The organism is Pantoea sp. Mb-10 (genome assembly GCF_021272205.1).
Classification (GTDB): domain Bacteria; phylum Pseudomonadota; class Gammaproteobacteria; order Enterobacterales; family Enterobacteriaceae; genus Pantoea.
Window position 1 is genome coordinate 52,426 of sequence record NZ_JAJSDX010000004.1, and the last position, 22,361, is coordinate 74,786.

The 22,361-nt window shown below is 58.2% G+C and carries 22 protein-coding genes; 9 read left to right on the forward strand and 13 right to left on the reverse strand.

Features of this window, described 5'->3' with window-relative positions; translation table 11 throughout:
* Nucleotides 1-35 precede the first annotated feature (35 nt).
* Complete coding sequence (locus tag LU196_RS09050) at nt 36-533, reverse strand: GNAT family N-acetyltransferase (protein ID WP_232758967.1); 498 nt, start codon at nt 531-533, stop codon at nt 36-38.
* Nucleotides 534-849: 316 nt separating this feature from the next.
* Between LU196_RS09050 and gntR the strand changes: the two genes are divergently transcribed.
* The 3 genes from gntR (at nt 850) to gntU (ending at nt 3,866) form a co-directional block, all read left to right on the forward strand.
* Complete coding sequence (gntR, locus tag LU196_RS09055) at nt 850-1,845, forward strand: gluconate operon transcriptional repressor GntR (RefSeq protein WP_232758968.1); 996 nt, start codon at nt 850-852, stop codon at nt 1,843-1,845.
* A 141-nt stretch (nt 1,846-1,986) separates the two neighbouring features.
* Nucleotides 1,987-2,526, forward strand: coding sequence for a gluconokinase (gene gntK, locus LU196_RS09060; protein WP_232758969.1), 540 nt, complete (start codon nt 1,987-1,989; stop codon nt 2,524-2,526).
* A complete protein-coding gene (gene gntU / locus LU196_RS09065; RefSeq protein ID WP_232758970.1) occupies nt 2,526-3,866 on the forward strand; it encodes a gluconate transporter in 1,341 nt (446 codons plus the stop codon). The genes gntK and gntU overlap by 1 nt, the downstream gene beginning before the upstream one ends.
* A gap of 32 nt (nt 3,867-3,898) precedes the next feature.
* Here gntU and LU196_RS09070 read toward each other — a convergent pair whose 3' ends face one another.
* The 6 genes from LU196_RS09070 to LU196_RS09095 form a co-directional block, all read right to left on the reverse strand.
* Complete coding sequence (locus LU196_RS09070; RefSeq protein ID WP_232758971.1) at nt 3,899-5,524, reverse strand: Na/Pi cotransporter family protein; 1,626 nt, start codon at nt 5,522-5,524, stop codon at nt 3,899-3,901.
* Nucleotides 5,525-5,632: 108 nt separating this feature from the next.
* Nucleotides 5,633-6,625 (reverse strand): ABC transporter ATP-binding protein, encoded by a 993-nt coding sequence (locus tag LU196_RS09075; RefSeq protein WP_232758972.1) that lies wholly within the window; start codon nt 6,623-6,625, stop codon nt 5,633-5,635.
* A gap of 2 nt (nt 6,626-6,627) precedes the next feature.
* Nucleotides 6,628-7,413 carry an ABC transporter permease gene (locus LU196_RS09080; RefSeq protein WP_232758973.1) on the reverse strand — a complete coding sequence of 262 codons (786 nt, stop codon included), beginning with the start codon at nt 7,411-7,413 and terminating at the stop codon, nt 6,628-6,630.
* Nucleotide 7,414: 1 nt separating this feature from the next.
* Entirely contained in the window at nt 7,415-8,266 is an 852-nt protein-coding gene (locus LU196_RS09085; RefSeq protein WP_232758974.1) for an ABC transporter permease subunit, read from the reverse strand.
* Nucleotides 8,263-9,075 (reverse strand): alkaline phosphatase family protein, encoded by an 813-nt coding sequence (locus tag LU196_RS09090; protein ID WP_232758975.1) that lies wholly within the window; start codon nt 9,073-9,075, stop codon nt 8,263-8,265. The genes LU196_RS09085 and LU196_RS09090 overlap by 4 nt, the downstream gene beginning before the upstream one ends.
* Before the next feature lie 60 nt (nt 9,076-9,135).
* On the reverse strand, nt 9,136-10,197 hold the full coding sequence (locus LU196_RS09095; RefSeq protein WP_232758976.1) for an ABC transporter substrate-binding protein: 1,062 nt from the start codon (nt 10,195-10,197) through the stop codon (nt 9,136-9,138).
* Between the two features lie 213 nt (nt 10,198-10,410).
* Here LU196_RS09095 and LU196_RS09100 point away from each other — a divergent pair, with 213 nt between their 5' ends.
* Both LU196_RS09100 and psiE read left to right on the forward strand, forming a co-directional pair.
* Nucleotides 10,411-11,109: a UTRA domain-containing protein gene (locus LU196_RS09100; protein ID WP_232758977.1), complete on the forward strand. Its 699-nt coding sequence runs from the start codon at nt 10,411-10,413 to the stop codon at nt 11,107-11,109.
* 68 nt (nt 11,110-11,177) lie between these two features.
* Nucleotides 11,178-11,588 (forward strand): phosphate-starvation-inducible protein PsiE, encoded by a 411-nt coding sequence (gene psiE, locus LU196_RS09105; protein ID WP_232758978.1) that lies wholly within the window; start codon nt 11,178-11,180, stop codon nt 11,586-11,588.
* A gap of 12 nt (nt 11,589-11,600) precedes the next feature.
* Here psiE and LU196_RS09110 read toward each other — a convergent pair whose 3' ends face one another.
* From LU196_RS09110 to LU196_RS09130, 5 genes are read right to left on the reverse strand one after another with little or no spacing between them, the layout of a single operon-like run.
* Nucleotides 11,601-12,758, reverse strand: a complete 1,158-nt coding sequence (locus LU196_RS09110; protein ID WP_232758979.1) for a CfaE/CblD family pilus tip adhesin — start codon at nt 12,756-12,758, stop codon at nt 11,601-11,603.
* 35 nt (nt 12,759-12,793) lie between these two features.
* Nucleotides 12,794-12,985, reverse strand: coding sequence for a hypothetical protein (locus tag LU196_RS09115; RefSeq protein WP_232758980.1), 192 nt, complete (start codon nt 12,983-12,985; stop codon nt 12,794-12,796).
* A 1-nt stretch (nt 12,986) separates the two neighbouring features.
* Nucleotides 12,987-15,623: a TcfC E-set like domain-containing protein gene (locus LU196_RS09120; RefSeq protein ID WP_232758981.1), complete on the reverse strand. Its 2,637-nt coding sequence runs from the start codon at nt 15,621-15,623 to the stop codon at nt 12,987-12,989.
* Nucleotides 15,624-15,668: 45 nt separating this feature from the next.
* Nucleotides 15,669-16,169 carry a CS1 type fimbrial major subunit gene (locus tag LU196_RS09125; protein WP_232758982.1) on the reverse strand — a complete coding sequence of 167 codons (501 nt, stop codon included), beginning with the start codon at nt 16,167-16,169 and terminating at the stop codon, nt 15,669-15,671.
* A gap of 51 nt (nt 16,170-16,220) precedes the next feature.
* The gene (locus LU196_RS09130) at nt 16,221-16,922 is read right to left on the reverse strand and encodes a fimbrial protein (protein WP_232758983.1); all 702 of its coding nucleotides are present in this window, start codon (nt 16,920-16,922) and stop codon (nt 16,221-16,223) included.
* Nucleotides 16,923-17,130: 208 nt separating this feature from the next.
* On the opposite strand from LU196_RS09130, the gene ubiC reads away from it, so the two are divergent.
* Together ubiC and ubiA are read left to right on the forward strand one after the other, a co-directional pair.
* Nucleotides 17,131-17,649 (forward strand): chorismate lyase, encoded by a 519-nt coding sequence (gene ubiC / locus LU196_RS09135; protein ID WP_232758984.1) that lies wholly within the window; start codon nt 17,131-17,133, stop codon nt 17,647-17,649.
* Nucleotides 17,650-17,654: 5 nt separating this feature from the next.
* Nucleotides 17,655-18,539, forward strand: coding sequence for a 4-hydroxybenzoate octaprenyltransferase (gene ubiA / locus LU196_RS09140; protein WP_232758985.1), 885 nt, complete (start codon nt 17,655-17,657; stop codon nt 18,537-18,539).
* A 62-nt stretch (nt 18,540-18,601) separates the two neighbouring features.
* Here ubiA and plsB read toward each other — a convergent pair whose 3' ends face one another.
* Entirely contained in the window at nt 18,602-21,025 is a 2,424-nt protein-coding gene (plsB, locus tag LU196_RS09145) for a glycerol-3-phosphate 1-O-acyltransferase PlsB (RefSeq protein WP_232758986.1), read from the reverse strand.
* A 126-nt stretch (nt 21,026-21,151) separates the two neighbouring features.
* Between plsB and LU196_RS09150 the strand changes: the two genes are divergently transcribed.
* Nucleotides 21,152-21,523 (forward strand): diacylglycerol kinase, encoded by a 372-nt coding sequence (locus LU196_RS09150; protein WP_232758987.1) that lies wholly within the window; start codon nt 21,152-21,154, stop codon nt 21,521-21,523.
* Between the two features lie 102 nt (nt 21,524-21,625).
* A complete protein-coding gene (lexA, locus tag LU196_RS09155; RefSeq protein WP_232758988.1) occupies nt 21,626-22,240 on the forward strand; it encodes a transcriptional repressor LexA in 615 nt (204 codons plus the stop codon).
* Nucleotides 22,241-22,361: the final 121 nt, after the last annotated feature.

The following is a 22,361-nucleotide window of genomic DNA, read 5'->3' on the forward strand; positions in this document are numbered from 1 at the left end:
CGTCAGCGTAAGAAGGCTGGCGCGGCGCAGGAAGGCTACTGCGGCTTGATGCGCGCCATATAGTGCGCATCAACCATCGCCCCATCGCGCACGGCAAAGCGCGCGGCGGTGCCCTCAATCACAAAACCAAACTTCTGATACAGCTTCACTGCGGCGAGGTTATCGCTAAACACGGTTAATTCAATGCGCGTTACCTGCAGCCAGTTATCGCAGAGATCCACCAGCGCCGCCATCAGCGCTGATCCCACACCGCCGCGGTGGAAAGCGGGGTCGACCCCCATGCCGAACGCGGCCACGTGGCGCCGTCGCGCACGGGACTGCACTTCCAGCGTCAGCTGCCCAACGATCTTCCCGTCACGCTCCGCCACCAGCATCTGCACGCCAGGTCCGATATTGGCCAGCTTTTCCTGCCATAGCGCCGGGGACATATGCGGGAGATGAAGCGTATTCGCCTGGGTTTCCGGCTGGCTGTACAAGTACATTAAAGCGGCAGCATCTTCGGGAACGGCGTGACGAATCGCGATCGGGCTCATCGGACAACTCCTTGAATAGTTGAGTGAAATCCCTATTAACATTAAGGAGTTTGGTCGAGACGTCAATGAAAAAAAAGCGAAGAAAAATGTTTACAGACGAGAATGATAATGATTATTATTGTCATGCGAGCTCAACAGGCCTCGGCCTCACGGGTAAGCACGACATTGCTCACATTGCTTCCAGTATTATTTAAGCCAGCTTGGGTGCTGGCTTTTTTTTTGCCGCTGCGACGGCGGATAAGAGCGCAGACGGGGGACGATCCCGCTGGGCGCAAAAATGGTAGACTCAGCGTATTCCCGATTTCAGGCGCATACGATGAAGAAGAAAAGACCGGTATTACAGGACGTTGCCGATCGTGTCGGCATCACAAAAATGACCGTCAGCCGCTACCTGCGTAACCCCGATCAGGTCTCCAGCGCGCTGCGCGAAAAGATTGCCGTGGCGCTGGATGAGCTCGGTTATATCCCCAATCGCGCGCCTGACATGCTCTCCAACGCCACCAGTCGCGCCATTGGCGTGTTGCTGCCCTCCCTTACCAATCAGGTGTTTGCCGACGTGCTGCGCGGCATTGAAAACGTCACCGACGACGCGGGCTATCAGACGCTGGTGGCGCACTATGGCTACAACGCTGAAAAAGAGGAGCGCCAGCTGCGCTCGCTGCTGGGCTGGAATATTGACGGCGTGATCCTCTCTGAGCGTACGCACACGCCAGGCACCCTGCGCATGCTCGAGGTGGCAGGTATTCCGGTGATTGAGATCATGGACTGCGTCACGCCCTCCCTCGATATGGCCGTGGGGTTTGATAACGTTGAGGCGGCGCGGCAGATGACGCACACCATCCTGCAAAAAGGGCACCGCCACACCGTCTACCTCGGTGCACGCCTCGACGAACGCACGCTACAAAAGCAGCAGGGCTACGAAATCGCCATGCGCGAGGCCGGACTGACTGCGCACAGCGTCATGATGGAAGAAGCCTCGTCGTTCAGCGCCGGGGCGATGCTGCTGCGCGAAGCGCAGCGGCGCTATCCCGACACCGACAGCCTGTTTTGTACCAACGATGATCTGGCGGTGGGCGCGATGTTTGAGTGCCAGCGTCAGGGCTTGCGCGTACCCGAGCAGATGGCGATCGCCGGTTTTCACGGCCATGATATTACTCAAGTGGTCACGCCGCGGCTTGCCACGGTACTGACGCCCCGTGAAGCCATGGGCCGGGAAGCCGCAGGGCTACTGCTGGGGCGCATTGGCGGCGATCGCAGCGTGCAGCAGCCGTTGGATGTGGGGTTTGAAATCGACGAAGGGGGCAGTATCTGATTCAGGCATTTTTTTGAATCAGCTCACACTTCTGTGCTTTTCAGGCGGTCAAAGGTTGTCAGGGTTCAGACGGCCTCCGACAATGGCTTCTTAATTTGTTATCGGTAACATTGGCAGGCTACGCTGCCGGAGTGCATAACCATGACCACGCCATCACCTTCGCACCACGTTTTTATCCTGATGGGCGTTTCCGGCAGCGGAAAATCTGCCGTCGCTAACCAGGTTTCTCATCAGCTCAACACCGCCTTTCTGGATGGCGATTTCCTGCATCCGCGCAGCAACATCATGAAAATGGCGGAAGGCCATCCGCTGGACGACCAGGATCGTCAGCCGTGGCTGCAGGCGCTGAATGATGCAGCGTTTGCCATGCAGCGCACGCAGGCCATCTCTATCATTGTTTGCTCCGCGCTGAAAAAGTCCTACCGCGACATCCTGCGCGCAGGCAATCACAACCTGAAATTCATCTACTTGAAAGGCGAGTTCGACACCATCGAAGCGCGTCTAAAGGCGCGTAAAGGCCATTTCTTCAAGCCGCAAATGCTGGTGACGCAGTTTGCTACCCTGGAAGAGCCCGGCGCGGATGAGCCGGATGTGCTGGCGGTGAATATCGATCACACGCTGGATGACGTTGTTGCGGCCACGGTTGCGACCATTAAGGAAGCCATCAACAAGGGTCAGTAATGAGTACCGCAACGCTGGTGTTAACGGCAGCAGGCTCGGTCCTGCTGCTGCTGTTTTTGGTGATGAAAGCGCGCATGCACGCCTTTGTCGCCCTGATGTTGGTGTCGATTGGCGCCGGTCTGTTTTCGGGCATGCCGCTGGATAAAATCGCCGACACCATGCAAAAGGGCATGGGCGGCACGCTTGGCTTTCTCGCGATTGTGGTGGCGCTGGGCGCCATGTTCGGCAAGATTCTTCATGAAACCGGCGCGGTGGACCAAATCGCGATCCGCATGCTTAAGGTGTTTGGCGAGAGCCGCGCGCACTATGCCATGGGGATTGCCGGTTTGATCTGCGCGCTGCCGCTGTTTTTCGAGGTGGCGGTGGTGCTGTTGATCAGCATCGCCTTCGCCGTGGCGCGCCGCACCCACGACAACCTGGTAAAACTGGTGATCCCGCTGTTTGCTGGCGTGGCCGCCGCAGCGGCGTTCCTGCTGCCGGGGCCCGCGCCGATGCTGCTGGCGTCGCAGATGCACGCGGATTTTGGCTGGATGATCCTGCTGGGCCTGTGCGCCGCTATCCCCGGCATGCTGATTGCCGGACCGCTGTTCGGCAAGCTGATTGCGCGCCATGTGACCTTTAGCGCGCCGCCGGAAGATCATCAGCCCGACGTAGACGCGGCGAGACTGCCGTCATTTGGCGTCAGTTTGTCGCTGATCCTGTTCCCGCTGCTGCTGGTGGGGCTGAAAACCATTGGCGCGCGCTTCACTGCGCCGGACTCGCGTCTTTACGCATGGCTGGAGTTTATCGGCCATCCATTTACCGCCATTCTGTTGGCGTGTCTGGTGGCCATCTACGGTTTGGCCTACCGCCAGGGCATGGATAAAGAGAAGGTGATGCAGGTTTGCGGCAGCGCGCTGCAGCCCGCGGGCATCATTCTGCTGGTGATCGGCGCAGGCGGCGTATTCAAGCAGGTGCTGGTGGATTCCGGCGTCGGCCCGGTGCTGGGCCATGCGTTAACCGGCGCAGGCATGCCGGTGGCGCTGGCGTGCTTTATTTTGTCAGGCGCCATCCGCGTGATTCAGGGGTCGGCTACCGTGGCCTGTTTAACCACTGTAGGGCTGGTGATGCCGGTGATTGAACCCTTGCACTACAGCGGCGCGCAGCTGGCAGCGCTGTCAATTTGCATTGGCGGCGGCTCAATCATTATCAGCCACGTGAATGACGCCGGCTTCTGGCTATTCGGCCGCTTTACCGGCGCCACCGAGGCGGAGACGTTGAAGACCTGGACGCTGATGGAGACCATTCTGGGCACCACCGGCGCGGTGGTCGGCATGATCGCCTTTAGCCTGCTGTCGTAATCTCTACAGGCCGCCGTTGAGCGGCCTGTCTGTTAATCCTCTTCCCGCTCATCTTCCGGCTGATCCAGTACCGTATAGGCTACCGCGCAGAACAGCGAGTTCAGGCGTTTTAAATCCCCCAGCAGACCAAGATGCAGCGAGCTGGTCTCAATGCTCTGCACGTTTTGCATGTGCAGCCGTTCAACGTGGGTGTGGGAAAAGCGGCGTATCAGGATGCGAAAACGGTGCTTGGCGCGGCGCAGGCGTTTGGCGCTGGTGACATCGTGCGACAGAAACACCGATAAACTCAGGCGCAAATTCTCCAGCAGTTTCGCCTGCAGCGTGGTCAACTCTTCAATGCCCTCCGCGGAAAAGGCGCGGCGCGCGTGCAGCGATTTATCCACCACCTCCACCGACATGCGCTCAATAATGTCACCTGCCTGTTCAAGGTTGAGCGCCATCTCAATCACTTCTGCCCAGCGCTGAGAATCTTCATCCGCCAGATCCTCTTTGGGCATGCGGGCAAGATAGAGTTTGATCGCGGTGTAGAGCACGTCAACGTCATCATCCAGCCGGCGCACGGTGCGTTCCGCGCGCAGCTCGCCGTGCACCACTTTGCTAAAGGATTCCAGCATCTGCTCCACCACGTCACCCATGCGCAACGTTTCGCGCGAGGCATTGGCCAGCGCCAGCGCCGGGGTATCCAGCGCGCTGCGATCAAGGTGTTTGGGCTTGAGCGTGGCGTCGGTCTCGGCGTCGTCGTCAATCATGCGGCGGCACAAGCGGGCCATTGCATCGGCAAACGGCACCATGAGGATGCAGCGCAGCAGGTTGTAGAACACGTGGAAGAAGATCACCAGCTCTTCGTCGTTGACCGGCATTTTGTCCAGCCACAGCGCGAGGTGATCGATAAAAGGCAGCACCGCGAGGCTGCCGATCAGCTTGAACAGCAGGCTGCCGAGCGCCACGCGCTTGCCCGCAGCGTTGGCGGTACTGGCATTGATCATCGCCAGCAGGCCGCTGCCGAGATTGGCGCCAATCACCAGACAGAGCGCCACTTTGAACGAGATCACCCCAGCGGCAGTCAGCGTGGCGGTGATCAGCACCGCCGCCAGGCTGGAGTAGCTGATAATGGCAAACACCGCGCCAATCAGCGCATCCAGCATCACATCGCCGGTGAGCGTTGAGAACAGCACCTGCACGCCCGCCGCCTGGGTAATGGGCTTGGCGGCATCCACAATCAGCTGCAGCGCCAGCAGAATCAGCCCGAGGCCAATGGCGGTGCGGCCCAGCTGTCCGGCGCGCGTCTGCTTGCGGCTGAGAAAAAACACCACGCCAAGAAAGATAAACAGCGGCGAGAGCCACGAGAGATCGAAGGTAAGAATGCGCGCCATGATGGCGGTACCGACGTCGGCGCCCAGCACCACCACCAAGGCGGGGGTCAGGCTCACCAGATTCTGCGCTACAAAGGAGGTCACCAGCAGCGTGGTGGCGTTACTGCTCTGCACCAGCGCGGTCACGCCGATGCCCGCCAGAAACGCCATGGGTTTTCTTTCGACGCTGCGGCTCAGCACGCGCCGCAGATCGGCACCGAACACGCGCATAATGCCGGTGCGCACAATGTGGGTGCCCCACACCAGCAGCGCCACGGCCGAGAGCAGATTAAGCAGAGTTAGCATAGGGCAGGCTCCTCGTTCGTCAGGCGGCAATAACGCGGCTGCACGCCTGACGAAGAGCGCAACCGGTGCACAAATGCTCCGCGTCGCGTTGCTAATTTTTCCTTAGATTTAAGCAACCTGGCGCAACGTCGACATCTCTAACTGTAGACCAATTTCACTGCCGTCCGGGAGTAAATCGGCCGCGCTGCGGTTCAGCACATCCACGGAGAGCACCACGCCGTTGGCCCGCACGCGATAACGGATCACGTTGCCCAGCAGGCTGTGGCCAAGCAGCGTCGCGCGAATGCCCGCCTCGGGCGCGCACAGGCGGATTGACTCCGGGCGGATTGCCACTTCACCGCTAAACGCCCGCCCGGTGAGCTGGGTGGCCTGCTCGGCACTTAAAATATTGTAGTGGCCGATAAAGCCGGCGGCGAAGCGATCCGCCGGTTGGGTATACAGGGCTTCCGCGTCGCCGTTCTGCACGATTTTGCCGCGGTTCATCAGCACGATGCGATCGGAGAGGGTCAGCGCCTCTTCCTGATCGTGCGTGACAAACAGCGTGGTCAGCTTCAGCTCCTGCTGGATATGGCGAATTTGCTCGCGCAGATGGCGGCGAATGCGTGCATCCAGCGCCGACAGCGGCTCATCCAGCAGCAGCAAACGCGGGCGCGTCACTAGCGAGCGCGCCAGCGCCACACGCTGGCACTGGCCACCGGACAGCTGGTGCGGATAGCGGCGCGCGAACTCGTTCAGTTCTACCAGCGTCAGCGCCTCCTGCACCCGCTGATGAATCGCATCGGCGGGCAGTTTTTGCATCTTCAGGCCAAAGGCGACATTTTTCTCCACCGTCATATTGGGGAACAGCGCGTAGCTCTGAAACACCATGCCCAGCCGGCGCTTTTGCGGCGGCAGCGGCACCAGATCTTGCCCCTGCAGCACGATACGGCCGCTGTTGACGTCGGTTAAACCGGCGATGCAGCGCAGCAGCGTCGACTTACCGCAGCCGCTCGGGCCCAGCAGCGTTACGAACTCGCCTTCATCGGCCTGGAAATCGATATCTTCAAAGATGGCGGTAGGGCCGTAGCTTTTGTTCAGCCGCGTCACAGTTAAATAACTCATGGTCAACCTCGTTGCGGGTTAAGGGCGTTGGCCAGCCAGGTCACCAGCAGCACCACGGCAAAATAGGCGATGACGAGCGCGCTGGTAAAATGGCCGCTACCGTTGCGCATGTTAAACAGATAAACCTGAAGCGTTTCATAGCGGGTGCCGACGAGCAGGTTAGCGAACACAAACTCACCTATCAGAAAAGAGAAGGAGAGCAGCACGGCGATAAACATCCCGCTGCGCAGATTGGGTAAGATCACGAGCAGCGCCGCCTGCCAGGTATTGGCGCCGAGCAGGTGCGCGGCATCCATCAGCTCTTTGAGATTAATCGCCTGCATGTTGTTGGCGAGGGCGCGATAGATAAACGGCAGGGCGATGGTGAAATAGCAGCCGATCAGGATCCACGGCGTGCCGGTCAGCATCAGCGGGGACGACGAATAGAGCTGCAGCAGCCCCACGGACGACACCACCGGCGGCACGGCAAACGGCATCAGAATCAGCACATTCATTACAGCGTCGAGCTTCGGATAATAGTAAGCGATTACAAACATGGTAGGCAGCACCAGCACCAGCGAGAACGCTAATGCGCCCGCGCAGACCAGCAACGAGTGACCGAGCGCGGTGAGAAAGCGCGGGTCGCGCCACAGCGCGGTGAACCACTCCAGCGTGACGCCCTGAGGCAGGATGGTGTCGCTCCACTGGGTGGAGAGCGCGTACAGCAAGGTGGCGAGTAGCGGCGCGGCCAACGTCGCCAGCAGCAGGCCCACAATCAGGTAGTGGTAGAGTTTTTCAGCGCGCGACATATCACGACTCCCGCGTGGTGATGTTAAGGTAGCTGCGCCGCACCAGATACTGCTGCACCAGGGTAATCAGCGCCATGATCAGCACCAGCAGCATCGCCAGCGCGCCACCGGTATTCGGGTCCAGCGAGATATCGCCCGACACCAGCGCTGCAATACGCACCGGCACCACGTTGAAGTTGCCGGTGGTCAGGGCATAGATGGTGGCGTAAGCCCCGAGCGCGTTCGCCAGCAGGATCACAAAGGTGCCCAGCAACGCCGGAGACAGGATCGGCAGGGCGATGTGTCGCCAGTAGCGCCAGCGGCTGGCGCCGAGCAGCGCGGCGGACTCTTCCCACTCTTGACGCAGCCCATCGAAGGCGGGATAGAGCAGTAAAATCCCCAGCGGGATCTGGAACCAGGTGTAAACCAGCACCATGCCGTCACGCGAAAACAGCTTGAAGCCGTCCAGTACGCCGTAATGGCGCAGCAGCAGCGTCAGGCAGCCGTTCATGCCTAATAAAATGACAAACGCAAACGCCAGCGGTACGCCGGCAAAGTTACTGGTCATGTTGGTGAAAGAAAGAAGAAAGCGCTGCACGCGCCCGCTGCCCAGTTTGTACAGCGAATAGCCCGCGATCAGCGCCACGATCAAACCGTAAATGCTGGACCAGATGGAGATATCCAGCGACAGGCGAAACGCCTGGCGATAAAAGGGTGACGTAAGGATATCAACGTAGTTATCAATGCCCCAGCGGCTGTTCATGTCGCTCCAGAAGCTGTTAATGGCAATCCACAGCAGCGGCGCGAGCTGAAAAGCGATCCAGCACAGGGTAAACGGCACCAGCAGCAGCAGCGCCCAGGTTTTGGCTTTCATACCTGCGGCTCCGCCAGCATGGCACGGCACACCGGTTTGTCATGGGGCACGCCCAGCAGCGTACAGACCAAGCCGCACAGTTCGGTTTGCTGCGGCTGCAGATCGGGCTGGAGAGAGAAACCTGCACCAAACACAAACAGCGGCACTTGGGTCTCTTCTGGCAGCATACCGCCGTGCGAACGGTCGTCGTTCATGCCGTGATCGGCAGTCACCAGCACCTGATAACCGGCCGCCAGCCAGCCTGGCATCCACTGCGCCAGACAGCCATCCGCCGTGCGGGCGCGATTGCGATACTGCGCGGAGGACAAGCCGTGTTTGTGGCCAGCATCGTCAATGTTCATGGGATGGATCAGCAAAAAGTCGGGGTCGTGGCGCAAACGCAAACTTTCCGCGTCCTCAAAAAGATGGGCGTCCGGGTAGCTGTCATCCCAGTAAAAATGGCCGTATTGAATCGGCAGATCGGGCGCCAGCGTATGACGATCGCGCGCGGCCACAAAGGGCGTGCGGTTATACAGCTCACTCACCCAGTGGTACGCGGCGGCGGCAGTGGTTAACCCGGCGGCGCGCGCGTAGTGAAAAACGCTGCGCTCATGGCTCAGGCGGCTCACGCCGTTGTGGATAATACCGCTGCGCACCGGCGGAATACCGGTCAAAATACACTCATACAGCGGGCGCGACAGCGAAGGTAATTCACAGGTCAAGGTGTAGTAATGGCCATTACCCTGTTTGCACTCGGCCAGCAGATAGCCCATGGCGTGCTGCGCAACCTGATTGCTCAGCCCATCCAGTACCACCAGGATTGTTTTCATCCCTTACTCCTTCCGTTAGCGGGGCGGGCAGCACGTCTGCCCGCACGACGCGTGATGCGGTTACTGCTTCATATTGATAACAACGTTCTCCTGCCACAGGCGCGGCAGCATTTTTGATGTCTTGTCCCAGGCGGCCTGATCCTTGATAGGACGGGCGTGTTGGTACTCAGACTGCGGCAGCAGCTTGGCCTGCACGTCCGCCGGCAGGGTTAAGTGCTCGGCGCGAATCGGGCGGGCGTAGCCTTTCGCCAGGTTGATCTGGCCTTCATCCGACAGGATATATTCGCGCGCCAGCTTGGCGGCATTGGGGTGTTTGGCGTACTTGTTGATGATGGTGGTGTAGCCGGAGGTCACCGAGCCATCGGAAGGGATCACGACTTCATAGCGATTTTTGTCGATCTTGTCGCGGTAATTCAGGCCGTTGAAATCCCATACCACCGCCACCTGGATTTCACCTTTTTCGATGTTGGCGATCACCGGATCGGTCACGCCTAATCGTCCCTGTTTCGCCAGCTCGCCAAAGAAGGCCAGCGCCGGTTTAATGTTCTTTTCATCACCGCCCAAGGCGTAGCTCGCGGCCAGTACGCCGTTAGCCGCCTGAGCAGCAGTGCCGACATCACCGATAGTGACCACATACTTACCTTTTTTAAGATCGGCCCAGCTGTGCGGCGCGTCTTTGACCTGCTGCTTATCGATCAGGAACGCGATGGTGCCGGTGTAAGCCAGCATCCAGTTGCCATCGCTGTCTTTGGCCCACGCCGGAATCTGATCCCAATGGGTGGGTTTATACGGCTGCGCCACCCCTTTGCTGACGGCAATCGGACCGAAGGCGGCCCCTACGTCGCCGATGTCAGCGCTGGCGTTCTCCTTCTCTGCGGCAAACTTCGCCAGTTCCTGCGCGGAAGACATGTCGGTGTCGCTATGCTTCAGGCCATATTTTTGCGTGATCGCGTCCCAGGTATCTTTCCAGTTAGCCCAGGTATCAGGCATGCCCACGCTGTTGATTTGACCCTCCGCGCGTGCGGCTTTTTCCAGCGCAGCCAGGTCGCTGTCGGCGGCATGCGCGGCGGGCAGCGCAAGCAGAACGGCGCTGGCTACTACAGAGGCGATAAGTGCTTTCATCTCGGTGACTCCGGGTGTAAGTTGTGGGGCGTCTTGGTCTAGTCCAGCAAGAACCGAGCCAATGTAGCCCCGACGGATGAAAGTTTTATGACAAACGCAGCAAAATGCAGCGCAGCGCGAGATTTGTGCGGGGTGTAGAGGGAGAGAGTGGGAGGTCACAAAAGTGTCATCGAACTGTCATAGTGCAGCTGTGCTCCACAAAGAGGCGGAACCATGCTAACGAAAACGGCCGATGTGCTGGCGGCAGCGCTGAAGGCCCGCATTGAAAAAGGCGAGTTTGCGCAGGGCCGCCTGCCCGCGGAACGGGCGCTGAGTGAACACTACGCCACCACGCGCATTACGCTGCGCGAAGCGCTCGGCCTGCTGGAATCGCAGGGCGTGATCTTTCGCGAGCTGCGCCGCGGCTGGTTTGTCGCGCCGCCGCGCCTGGTGTATAACCCGGCGCACCATAGCCACTTCCACGCCATGGCCAGCGCGCAGGGGCGGCAGGCGCGCACCGAGGTCATCGACGCGCAGCGCCAACCGCTTCAGGACGACATCGCGCGTCATCTGCGGCTTAACGAAGGCGACGAGGTTTATCGCATCCGACGCTTGCGCCGCATTGATGGTCGCGCGGTGCTGTACGTGGAGCACTATCTCAATCCGGCCTTTTTTCCCGGCCTGCTGGAAGCGGATCTCACCCGTTCGCTCACCGAACTGTATGAGCAGCGCTACGGCATTCGTTACGGCAGCGCCCGCTTTACCTTGCTGCCAGGGCCGTTGCCGTCCCACGTCGCGCCAACGCTCAACGTCGCCAGCGGCACGCCAGGCTTACTGATTACCCGCATCAACCGCGATCGGCGTCAGCGCGTGATTGACTGCGACTGCGAATATTGGCGCTACGACGCGCTCAGCGTGGAGATTGATCTGTAGCATATTGTGATTTAGATCACGTTACAGCATAGTAGCGCCAGAGAATCCCGGTGAAAGAGGCGCTAAAAATGACAACAAAATCGACCGCGGGGCAGCTGATCGCCTCGGTATTACAGTGGGTGCTCAACACGGGTCTCCTGATTCTGGCGGTAATCCTGGTGGTGTTTTTGGGTAAGGAAACCATTCATTTGGCCAACGTGCTGTTCAGCACTGGCGAAGAGGCCTCCTCTTATTTGCTGATCGAAGGCATTGTGATTTACTTCCTTTATTTCGAGTTTATTGCGCTTATCGTGAAATACTTCCAGTCGGGGTATCACTTCCCGCTGCGCTATTTTATTTATATCGGTATTACGGCGATTATCCGCCTGATCATTGTTGATCATAAAAATCCCTACGATACGCTTTATTATTCAGCCGCCATTTTAATTCTGGTGGTCACGCTGTGGCTGGCAAATAGCAATCGGTTAAAGCGGGAGTAAATCCCGCTTTAGTTATAATGTTGCGGTAAAGACCACCCTGACGCTGCCCTGATAGGGGCCGGTCTCTTTCTCGTTCTTATTAAATTCCGGCGTAATAAACGTGAGCGGTGCGGGCGCACACATCACCGGCGTGGGGATGCCCGGCAAATAAACGGGGCGCAGCTGTGAAGGATCCAGACTGGGTAATTCACGCACAACGTTGTTGTCAAGATACGCATCCTGACCGTTGTAGCTGAGCTGAATCTGATAATCGATGCGTTTTCGCAGGCTGTTGTCATTTACGCCATGATGAAAAACAGAAAATCTATCGCTGCTTCTGCCGCTGATATTCACGTCATCAGTAAGGGTGAGAGAATAACGCGTACTTTTGTTGTCCATCCCATCATATAAGCACATATCCAGATTCGAACGACCATACATGATTCCGCCCGGCATTGTTTGTACCAGACGCGTTTTCAGCGCCAGGTCATGGCGGGGCGTGCTGGTCTGCTGCTGGGGAAACCACACGGTGGCACTGGCCCCGTCGCGCAGAGTAATGTCAATGGTGCCCTGCCAGTTGGACCAAGTGGTGGTTGACTGTGGATTTTTAAATTGTTTTAACTTGAGCGTCGCTTTCCAGTTTCCGCCAATCGGCAACGGCTTTAATTCTTGCTCGTCAACCCAGACCGTGAGCGTTTTACCATGGTTATAAAAAGGCTCCCCCCCGATACCCGGCGTTAGGCAATAGGAAAAGGAGGATGAATTGATGCCTGATTCTGTCAAGGCTGCGCACCCCACGAAGTTGTAGTGGGCATACAGCGTAATGTCTTGGGTGATCTGCGTACGCTGCTCGGTAAAGCGTAAGCGCAACGGGGTGTGTGGAATCGTCGTGGTTTGACGAGAGGTGCAATTACCGGCACCAAAACCGCTGTCAGACTGACTGTAACAATACCAGAACGTGTTGCTATACGGGGCTTGACCGCCATAAGGGATGTTGTTGCCGCCATAACCGTTCTGCTTTTTTTGCCAAATGTAATACCGAGTATTGCCCAGCGTACTGCGGTCTAGCGTGAGCGTGAGGGTCGTATACTGATCGGTTGCAGGGACCAGCGGCGGGTAGGGATAGGCGGATACCAGGGCTGTTGCAAAAACACTGAGCGTCGTACCAAGCGCTTTTGTGGGCGAGGGCATAGTCTCTTCCTTATTCAAGTGATGACGATATCTCTTCAGCCGTTGCGCTGCTGGTTCCAGATATAATGCTGCGTGCTGCCCAGCGTCGAGCGTTCGAGGTTTAGCGTCAGCGTGGTCTGCTGGTCTACCGGCGGCACCAGCGGCGGATAGACATAAGCCGCCCATGCGCGCGTGAGCCCGCCCAATGTCACGAGCAGGAACAGAAGCGCACTTGCCGCATAGGTCATCTTATTTTTCCTTTCTGTAGGCCAGCGCGTGGCTGTTTTTTATCTCTGCGGGCAGGGCCGCCAGCGTGATTTCGTGGCAGTGCACTTCGCCGCTGATCTGCAGGGTTGCCGCGGCGTCGGGCGCGGGTAACGCGCAGGTAAAAAAGCGATCTTGCTGCACGATGTAGAGTTGCTGTAACGGCGCCGGGGTTTCCAGCACAAACGCACCCTCCTGATTCAGGCGATCGCCATGGGCATTCATCACCCTGCCCTGGCGCAGCGGTTGCCCGTTCGTGAGCGCTCTGCCCACCAGCGTATAGGTGACTTTTGCGCTCACCTCGCGCGTCACCAGCCGACCTGGCTGAATAAAATCGGTTTTGCGGCCGGAGCCATAGCGGATATTGGCCTGTAGTGGGCCGGTTGCCCGTTCGCTTTCACGGATGTCGGTGCTGCTTTGCTGCCAGCCAGGCAGCGGCAGCGCCGCGCTGTCACCCAGCCCGAGCGTCGTGGTGCGTCCATTTGCCTGAACATCGATCGCGGCACCCGGTACCACACCGGGTGTGCCCGCCACGCGTACCAGCGCGGCCCCTGACGGCGTGCCATAACCCGCGCCGCTGAGCCACAGCCCGCTGCCGCTGGCAATCAGCGTCGAGTCATAGCCGCCGGTGAACGACTGCTGCGCTGCAGTTTGGCTAAATTGGCTGTGGCTCAACGTGGCATGGAGGTTGCCATAGCGTCCGTCTACCCTGCCGCCGAGTGATGCAGAGAAATCGCGGCGATCGCTGCCGCTGAGCGTGGTCTGCCAGGCACGCAGGCTGCTTCCCTGAAGCGTTTCATCGTGGCTGACATTCCAGGTGGTTTGCTGGCCGCTCTGCGCGCTGGTGCGGTATTGCGTGTTGAGATTGGTTTGGCTATGGCGCGTGGCGCTGCTGGGTGGGCGCGCAATGTGGCTGAGCGTTAAGCCGAAAAAGAGGCCGTGGTCGCTGCGAGCTTGTCTATTACGCTGGTGCGAGCGAAAGAGGCCCGCCTGGCCGTTAATCGACATATTGCCGTAGGTAAAGCCGCGCCCAAGGCTGAGCTGCGTGGTGCTTGAATCGGTTTTACGGCGCTGCGGGGCGGCCGATTGTGCTGTGCCAAAAGGCGACGAGAACGGGTATTGCCTACTCCGGGTGTGCCCCAGCGTGGTGGTCCAGCCTTTGATCTGGGTAGATAGCGTAGCGCTGAGGCTTTCACCGCAGCCTGGTCCGTCGAGCTTACGCACGCCGCGACACTGCGCGCCGCGCTGTTCGCTGCGGTAGAGCGACAGTGACACGCCGTTGCTCAGGGCGATCTGTTGGGCATTACCGCGCACGCCGCGCGCATCAATCAGTACGGTGGCGGAAGCGGAAAGCGTGCTGCGACCAAATGCGGTTTGCCAATCAAGGCGCGTTTCATTGAAAAAACCGCCTGCGCTGGCAGACACGCCCGACGTCACCTGCATAGATCGCAGTACGCGCGCACGGACGCCCGCTTGCCAGCTTGGCCTGCCGGCATAGGAGGGCTGTGCTGCGCGATCCACGGGCTGGCCTGCCTGTGCGAACCATTCTGGCTCGTCAGACGCGAATCCTGGTGCGGCTTTGCTGAAGGCCACGTCTTCTGTGCGGACCAGCGTGTCGCTTTCATACACGCGCAGTTGCAGCGGATAACTGCCACCGGGTAGCTGACGGGTGTTGATTTCTTGCAGACCCGGCATCAGGTATTGACTGCCGAGCAGCTCTGCGCCGCGGTAGAGATCGACGCGTGCGCGGCGATTGAGCAGCAGAGTGACAGGGGTCGCGTTGTCATCTACCCGTTCCTGGTTGCGCCACGCTTGGGTGGTGCCCACACGCAGGCCTCTGAAAAGCGGCATAGGCAACAGCGAAAAATTAAAGCTGCCGCCGAGACGGCCCGCAAGCGCGGCCCGATCCATCTGACCGACCTGCACGTAGTGTCTTTTGCCCAAATCCTGGCGTACATAAAGGTCTTGCAGCTGAAATTGCTGGCGTGTTTGCTCGCTATCGTGTGTGAAAAAGCTGCTCCAGTTACCCGCAAGATAACGATGTGTCCCTAAACCCAGCGCACCCGTGCCGCGCGCGCTAAGGCTATCCGCCTGGCGGGTTGTAGACCAGTTAAAGGTTTGGTGATGGACCAGCGCATTCTGAGTGCCAGGCGCGGCGCTGTAATAGCTGTCCACGTGGTTTTTTTGCATCAACCAGTGGGGGTTAATAAACAGCTCCAGCGCGCTGCGGTTTTCATCAAAAATCATGGCGACGGTATCGGTTTTCACGAATCCGCAGCCAGGGGCAGCGCACGCTAAATGACCGTTGCGCGGCAGAGGAGAGTGGAGCGCCGCAATCAGCGCGTGCTTGAACATGGGATTCACATAGCCCGCCTCAATGAGGTGTTGGGCAAGGGGCGTGGGGTGTGAAAAAAGCAGCGTCTCAGGTTTGACCTCGGCGTCATAGAGTCCGAGCGAGGTGGTAAACACCACCACCTCGACTTTCTCATTTTGTCCCAGCATCAGCGCTTCGAAGCCAGCGGGAATGAGGGGTGCCGCGTACGATACGCCGGGCACCGTTAACGCAAGGTTGACTGTGCCCGCGATGACCACCGACAACAGGTGAAAAGAGAAACGTTCCATAGTGATCGATCGCGAGTAAGCGCAGGGCGTTATGTGCAGTGGGATTTAGGGTTTTTGCGCCAAGACCAGGTGAACCAGACCCTGATAGGTGCCTGCGGTAGTGATAGGCGCTCGGGTAACAGCCTGAATCTTCAAGGGCAGAATCACCGATTGGCCTGCACTGGTTGCCGTGGCATCGGTATAGAGTGAGGCAGCGGCGAGCGTTGCAGGCGTGGTAGTAATCGCGGTGCCATTCAGCGAAACGCTGAGTGGAATACTCGCCGCTCCCGCATCGCTGAGATGACTGAGTTGCGCGGTGCTGGCGAGACGAACGTCGACATCTTTGCTTTGGTCGTTACTGAAAATGCGGGTTGGCAGCTCAACGCCATCCAGGCCCACGCCGGGGGTGTACCCCATCTGCAACGTCTGCGACAACAGGCTGCCATCTGCGTTGCGCAGCTCAAGCATAGGGTCAACGTTTGCCGTCACCGTAATGGTCGCCTCTGCAGCCAGCGCTGAAGTAGTAAATAATGCAGACAGCAGCGCTGCCATAAAAAGCTTTTTCATTGACTCTTTCCTTTTAATGTATGACGCGTCAGCGTCGGTGATCAGCGCAAGTTAAAATAACTTGATGCTCTGAAGCTTTTCGTCTTCCGTGAGATAGCGGACGCGCAGCGGCTTATTTGCTGAAATGCCCGAAAGGGGCCGTTTTTCTTTCGGGTAAATTCGGCTATTGACTTCTTTCCAGCTGCACTGATCGTCACGCTGAGAATCTTCGCACTGGCTGTAGCTGTGTAATTGCACGCGAACGTTGCCCTTATTAATGAGCACCGCGTCTTTTTCTCTTTGCAGGGTATAAATTCTCTTTTCCGGTATTTGTCGAATTAAGACTCCCCACACCAGCGTGAGGGCGACCTGGCCCTGGATTTTGGGCTTGTCGACATTTTCATTTTGTTCTGCGGAGACCGGTTCGAAATAAGCGCGAAATACGCGTTCATCGTTCACCTTATTTAGCGAGATGACGCGCACGGTTTTTGTGGCACCTGCCGACAAGGCAAATTTCATCGGGGAAATAACAATGCCCTGACCTTGCCAGTTGGCCACGTCCGCTTCTTTTTCCTGCGGCGTGGCGGGATGCAAGACTTCTTTCAGGCTCACGCGGACATATTGCGTGGTGTCCGATTGTGACGTCACGTTGAGCGTGGCGCGGGCTTCTTTTTCCGCCGACAGTTTTAGCAGCATGGGATAAACCAGCATATTGGCTTGGGCTTGTGAGACAAGCAGCATCACCAGGCTTATTAACGTCAGTAAGATTTTCATCGTATTCAGCACCGCGTCATAAGTGAAATGGATTACTGACTGAATACGACGCAAGGGTGCCGTGAATTAAATCCGCCGACATAGGTTTACACTCAGGCTGCGCGGCGATGAATTTTTTGCGTCACCGATGAATATCCCTGTTGCCAGGGTGTGTCGCGCGAAAGGGGTGCGCTACACTAGGCTCCTTTTCACTGGAGGGACTGCCCAGATGTCGCACGATGCGTTGCAGCAACTGCGTGCGCTGCGCTGGCTAGACGCCGACGCGCCGCCGCTTTCTTCGTCCGTGCTGGACTGGCTGATGGAGGAAGACTCCATGACGCGCCGCTTTGAACAGCACTGCCGCCAGGTCACCGTGGAGCCGCTTCGGGAAGGATTCGTGGCGGCCGATGAAGTGGCGCCGGAGGCGGCGTTTCTGCCGGCCGACGCCCGTTTTTGGCTGCGCGAAGTGGTACTGCGCGGTGACGGTGTTCCCTGGTTAATCGGCCGCACGGTGGTGCCCGAAAGCACGCTGCAGGGGCCGGAGCAGATGCTACAGCAGCTGGGCACGCGCCCGCTGGGGCGTTATCTTTTTGCGTCCTCCACGCTGAGCCGCGATTTTATCGATCCCGGCCAGGTAGACGGGCTGTGGGGACGCCGTTCGCGACTGCGCCTCTCGGGTAAGCCGCTGTTATTGACAGAGCTTTTTTTACCGGCGTCGCCGCTGTACCGAACGCCGGCGCAAGGATAAACAGAATGGATAAAAGTATGACGTTGAGCAAATGGCAGGCCTATCGCCGCCTGATGCGCATCGATAAACCCATTGGCACCTTACTGCTGCTCTGGCCCACGCTGTGGGCGCTGTGGCTTGCCGGCATGGCCATTCCGCCGCTGTCGGTGCTGGCGGTGTTTGTGCTCGGCGTTTTCGTGATGCGTGCCGCAGGCTGCGTCATCAATGACTATGCCGATCGTAACGTGGATGGCCATGTCAAGCGCACCGCCGGGCGCCCGCTGGCCAGCGGCGCGGTCAGTGGCAAAGAGGCGAAAATGCTGTTTGCCGCGCTGGGGCTGGTGGCGTTTGCGCTGGTGTTAACCATGAACCGCATGACGATTTTATTGTCGTTTGTGGGACTGGCGCTGGCGTGGGTCTATCCCTTTATGAAGCGCTTTACCCATCTGCCGCAGGTGGTGTTAGGGGCCGCGTTTGGCTGGGCGATCCCGATGGGTTGGGCTGCAGTTAGTGAGTCCTTACCTCTCGTTTGTTGGCTGGTGTTTCTCGCTAACATCTGCTGGACGGTGGCCTACGACACGCAGTATGCGATGGTGGATCGCGACGATGACCTCAAGATTGGCGTGAAATCCACGGCCATTTTGTTTGGCCGTTTTGACAAACTGATTATTGGTCTGTTGCAGCTGGCGACACTGGGATTGATGGTACTGGTGGGGCTGCTGCTGCATCTCAACGGCGCGTTCTATTGGTCGCTGCTGGCTGCCGCCGCCCTGTTTGTTTATCAGCAAAGGCTGATCGCCCAGCGGCAGCGCGACGCCTGCTTCCAGGCATTTCTTAACAACAACTACGTCGGCCTGGCGCTGTTTGTCGGGGTGCTGCTGAATACCCAGCCGTTTGTGGATCTGTTTTAAATCGACAGACAGAAAAAAAGGGCGCCCGGCAGGGTGCCCTTTTTTATGCTCATCACAACCGATTAGCTCAGCGCCACCGCGCTCTCGATGGTCAGGCGCACATCGCTGGTTACCAGCTCTGCCAGCATCTGCCACATCTTGTGGCTGCGTTCGGCATCGGCATCCCCCGAATCGCTGATATAGCCTTCATCGCGTAGCGTCAGCACCAGCGCGGTAAACACCGCTTTATCAAAGAACTCTGGCGCGTTAATGCCGTTCAACACCGACAGGCGCTGCGCCAGGGTACGGCTCTCTTTTTCCAGCGTGCCGCGGTTAATGGTGGGTTTGGCGCTCAAAATCGCAAAGGTAATCGCAAAGCGCTGGAGCGTTTCGCGAATGCCTGCCGCCAGCAGCTGTAGCGTACGGTAGCGGGCGGCGCTCATTTTCAACTGTCCGTCTTGATAAGTAATCAAGCCCTGACGCGCCAGTTCATTGCACAGATCCTGCAACAGCTGCGGCAGCTGCGCGTTATCCCAGCGCAGGAATAGCTCACTTTTCAGCATCGGGTACACCAGGCTTACCTGGCGCAACAGCTCGGCCTCGCTGATTTCACGATGCTGCTGCACGATGGCGGCAATCAACGACGGCATCACCAGCATGTGATGAATATTGTTGCGGTAATAGGTCATCAGCACCGCCTGCTCGCGCGGTAGGATGATGATATCGCCGATGCTGTCCTGCTCGGTTTCAAACTTGTTCATGCCCATCGCATGATCCAGCAGCGCTTTGGCACTGAGATCCGGCACCGTGGATTCCGGCGAGTAGGGCACGTTGCGCAGTAGCTGGATGTAGCAGTCAAGCTGCTCTGTAAGCTGCTCGCGCGTGAGCGAGCGCTGGCGCGAGGCCAGTAACGCGGTAACGCACAGATTCATGGCGTTCGCAGCACCGGCTTCATTAATGCGTACCATCAGGCTGGCGGCGATGTCATTCACCACCGGGGTCATCCACGCCGGGCGCTGCGGCTCAATGGGATCGATGGCGTCGCGCCATTCAGGCACCTGCTTGTTCAGGTAATTCACCAGCGGTAGCGGCTCACCGAAGTTGACATAGCCCTGTCCGAGGTTGCGCAGCTTGCGCAGGCCGCGCACCATCTGCACGAAACCCTCTTTCTCTTTCGCCGCGCCGCGCAGCTCTTTGGCGTAAGTCCCCACTTCCATCACATGCTCATAGCCGATGTAGATAGGCACAAAGGTGATCGGGCGATTGCCGCCGCGCAGCAGCGCCTGCAGCGTCATGGTCAGGGTGCCGGTTTTGGGATCCAAAAGGCGGCCGGTACGTGAACGTCCGCCTTCCACAAAGTATTCAACCGAGTAGCCGCGGCTAAACAGCTCGCCCAAATATTCACGGAAAACGGTGGAGTACAGCTTGTTGCCCTTGAAGGTGCGGCGGATAAAGAACGCGCCCAGGCGGCGGAAAATCGGGCCCGCTGGCCAGAAATTCAGGTTGATGCCAGCGGCGATGTGCGGCGGCACCAAGCCCTGATGATAGAGCACGTAGGAGAGCAGTAAGTAGTCCATATGACTACGATGGCACGGCACGTAGACGATTTCGTGCCCATCCTGCGCCAGTTGGCGCACGCGCTCACCGCCGTGCACATTGATGCCTTGATAGAGGCGGCTCCAGAGCCAGCCCATCACGCGGTCGGTGACGCGAATCGCTTCGTACGAGAAATCCGCGGCCACTTCTTCCATCATCTCAATGGCGTTTTGCTGCGCTTTCTCATGCGAGATTTTTTTGCTGCGCGCTTCGTCCTCAACCGCTTTTTCAATGGCTTTAGATTGCAGCAGTTTGTTGAACAGATCCTGGCGGGCAGGGAGACGTGGCCCGACGGCGGCTAAGCGCTGGCGCGCAAAATGAATGCGTGCGACGCGCGCGAGCTTCTGCGCAATCGACTTATCCGTGCCGTGTTCAGTGGCCATCTGGCGCAGCGATACGGTTGGCGAGAAACGCACAAAGCTGTCGCGGCCGTGCCAAAGAATGGCAAAAAATTTCTCAATACCGTTGAGAATGCGCAGATGCGGCTGGGCTTCACCCTGAATCTCACGACCCGGCGCGCGGCCAAACATCACGGAAACCGGCAGCATTTGGACATCAAGCTGCGCGTTACTGCGGTGCAGATCCAGATAATCGTGGAACAGCTTGACCGATTCCGGGTTCGCGACAAAGTAGGGGAAAACGCGTGGGCCGTCGTGAATGAAGACGTGGCGCGGCAACAGAGCACCGTCTATCTCTAACGGCGCCAGCGGATCGGGGAGGTCATGTTTCAGACACTGCGCCCGTAACGTCAGGAGGTCAGCCTTTGAATCATAAGGCAAAACGTACATTAAGGGACGTGTAGGATCGATCCCTAATTCGGAAATAGGATCGGTCGGGATGACCTTACTTTTCACCAAAATAGAGAGTGGTAAATTTAATAATTTGTAATAGAGTTTACGCCAACCGGACATAGACAACTTAAAGCCTCTCATTAACAAAGCGCGGCAAGCATACCAGAAACCGCGGTGAAGATCTGTGTCGCTGGCGCGTCGCGCAGCCCTGACATTGACGTCAGAATAATTCAAGGGTTCCAAAACATGGCAAATAATGTCACGGGTTTTATCAGAATTATTAAAGCAGCCGGTTATTCCTGGCAAGGATTGCGGGCCGCCTGGCAATATGAAGCCGCGTTTCGCCAGGAGGCGATTGCGGCGCTGATTGCGATTGGCGTGGCATGCTGGTTGGACGTGGAAGCGATCACGCGCGTGCTGCTGGTGGGCTCGGTGGCGCTGGTTATGATCGTTGAGATCCTTAACAGCGCCATTGAAGCCGTAGTCGATCGCATTGGTCAGGAAAGGCATCCGCTGGCGGGGCGCGCCAAGGATATGGGATCGGCAGCGGTGTCTTTGACGATTTTGCTGGCGCTGTTCGTGTGGATTGTCTTGCTGTGGTCCCATTTCAACCCGTGAATTCAGCGGCGTTAAACGGCTGATTTTTCCATCGGTTTCGGTTTTCATTTCGCCAATACCTGTATATACTCACAGCGACTGTATAAACAACCAGGGGGCGGGATGAAAGCGTTAACGACAAGGCAGCAGCAGGTCTACGACCTGATTCGCGACCATATTAACCAGACGGGTATGCCGCCTACGCGTGCGGAGATTGCTGCTCAGCTGGGTTTTCGCTCGCCTAACGCAGCGGAAGAGCATCTCAAAGCGCTGGCGCGCAAGGGCGTTATCGAGATTGTCTCTGGCGCATCGCGCGGTATTCGCCTGCTGATGGAAGAAGAAACCTCAGAAGGGCTGCCGCTGATTGGCCGCGTGGCCGCGGGCGAACCGCTGCTGGCGCAGGAGCACATCGAAGCGCACTATCAGGTGGACGGCAATCTGTTTAAGCCGTCGGCGGACTTCTTACTGCGCGTAAGCGGTATGTCGATGAAAGACATCGGCATTATGGACGGCGACCTGCTCGCGGTACATAAGACACAAGAAGCGCGAAATGGCCAGGTTGTGGTGGCGCGCATTGACGATGAAGTCACCGTGAAGCGCTGGAAAAAGCAGGGTGCCATCGTGCAGCTGCTGCCCGAAAACAGTGATTTTGAGCCGATTGTTGTCGATACGCGTCAGCAGTCGCTCACCGTTGAAGGCCTTGCCGTCGGTATCGTCCGCAACGGCGAATGGCTTTAACCTTGCTTTGATCTCCCCCGTTGCGGTAGCGTAACTGCGCTGCCGCAACCTGATGTTGCCCTTTCTTTTTCCTCGCGCTTTCTTGCTGGCGGGCGCAGTCAGCGCGTTTGCCTAACGTCAT

What these genes read in the sequence shown, in the direction of transcription:
- LU196_RS09050 (WP_232758967.1), bottom strand. Translation starts at nt 533, where the DNA reads ATGAGCCCGATCGCGATTCGTCACGCCGTTCCCGAAGATGCTGCCGCT.
- gntR (WP_232758968.1), top strand. Translation starts at nt 850, where the DNA reads ATGAAGAAGAAAAGACCGGTATTACAGGACGTTGCCGATCGTGTCGGC.
- gntK (WP_232758969.1), top strand. Translation starts at nt 1,987, where the DNA reads ATGACCACGCCATCACCTTCGCACCACGTTTTTATCCTGATGGGCGTT.
- gntU (WP_232758970.1), top strand. Translation starts at nt 2,526, where the DNA reads ATGAGTACCGCAACGCTGGTGTTAACGGCAGCAGGCTCGGTCCTGCTG.
- LU196_RS09070 (WP_232758971.1), bottom strand. Translation starts at nt 5,524, where the DNA reads ATGCTAACTCTGCTTAATCTGCTCTCGGCCGTGGCGCTGCTGGTGTGG.
- LU196_RS09075 (WP_232758972.1), bottom strand. Translation starts at nt 6,625, where the DNA reads ATGAGTTATTTAACTGTGACGCGGCTGAACAAAAGCTACGGCCCTACC.
- LU196_RS09080 (WP_232758973.1), bottom strand. Translation starts at nt 7,413, where the DNA reads ATGTCGCGCGCTGAAAAACTCTACCACTACCTGATTGTGGGCCTGCTG.
- LU196_RS09085 (WP_232758974.1), bottom strand. Translation starts at nt 8,266, where the DNA reads ATGAAAGCCAAAACCTGGGCGCTGCTGCTGCTGGTGCCGTTTACCCTG.
- LU196_RS09090 (WP_232758975.1), bottom strand. Translation starts at nt 9,075, where the DNA reads ATGAAAACAATCCTGGTGGTACTGGATGGGCTGAGCAATCAGGTTGCG.
- LU196_RS09095 (WP_232758976.1), bottom strand. Translation starts at nt 10,197, where the DNA reads ATGAAAGCACTTATCGCCTCTGTAGTAGCCAGCGCCGTTCTGCTTGCG.
- LU196_RS09100 (WP_232758977.1), top strand. Translation starts at nt 10,411, where the DNA reads ATGCTAACGAAAACGGCCGATGTGCTGGCGGCAGCGCTGAAGGCCCGC.
- psiE (WP_232758978.1), top strand. Translation starts at nt 11,178, where the DNA reads ATGACAACAAAATCGACCGCGGGGCAGCTGATCGCCTCGGTATTACAG.
- LU196_RS09110 (WP_232758979.1), bottom strand. Translation starts at nt 12,758, where the DNA reads ATGCCCTCGCCCACAAAAGCGCTTGGTACGACGCTCAGTGTTTTTGCA.
- LU196_RS09115 (WP_232758980.1), bottom strand. Translation starts at nt 12,985, where the DNA reads ATGACCTATGCGGCAAGTGCGCTTCTGTTCCTGCTCGTGACATTGGGC.
- LU196_RS09120 (WP_232758981.1), bottom strand. Translation starts at nt 15,623, where the DNA reads ATGGAACGTTTCTCTTTTCACCTGTTGTCGGTGGTCATCGCGGGCACA.
- LU196_RS09125 (WP_232758982.1), bottom strand. Translation starts at nt 16,169, where the DNA reads ATGAAAAAGCTTTTTATGGCAGCGCTGCTGTCTGCATTATTTACTACT.
- LU196_RS09130 (WP_232758983.1), bottom strand. Translation starts at nt 16,922, where the DNA reads ATGAAAATCTTACTGACGTTAATAAGCCTGGTGATGCTGCTTGTCTCA.
- ubiC (WP_232758984.1), top strand. Translation starts at nt 17,131, where the DNA reads ATGTCGCACGATGCGTTGCAGCAACTGCGTGCGCTGCGCTGGCTAGAC.
- ubiA (WP_232758985.1), top strand. Translation starts at nt 17,655, where the DNA reads ATGGATAAAAGTATGACGTTGAGCAAATGGCAGGCCTATCGCCGCCTG.
- plsB (WP_232758986.1), bottom strand. Translation starts at nt 21,025, where the DNA reads ATGTCCGGTTGGCGTAAACTCTATTACAAATTATTAAATTTACCACTC.
- LU196_RS09150 (WP_232758987.1), top strand. Translation starts at nt 21,152, where the DNA reads ATGGCAAATAATGTCACGGGTTTTATCAGAATTATTAAAGCAGCCGGT.
- lexA (WP_232758988.1), top strand. Translation starts at nt 21,626, where the DNA reads ATGAAAGCGTTAACGACAAGGCAGCAGCAGGTCTACGACCTGATTCGC.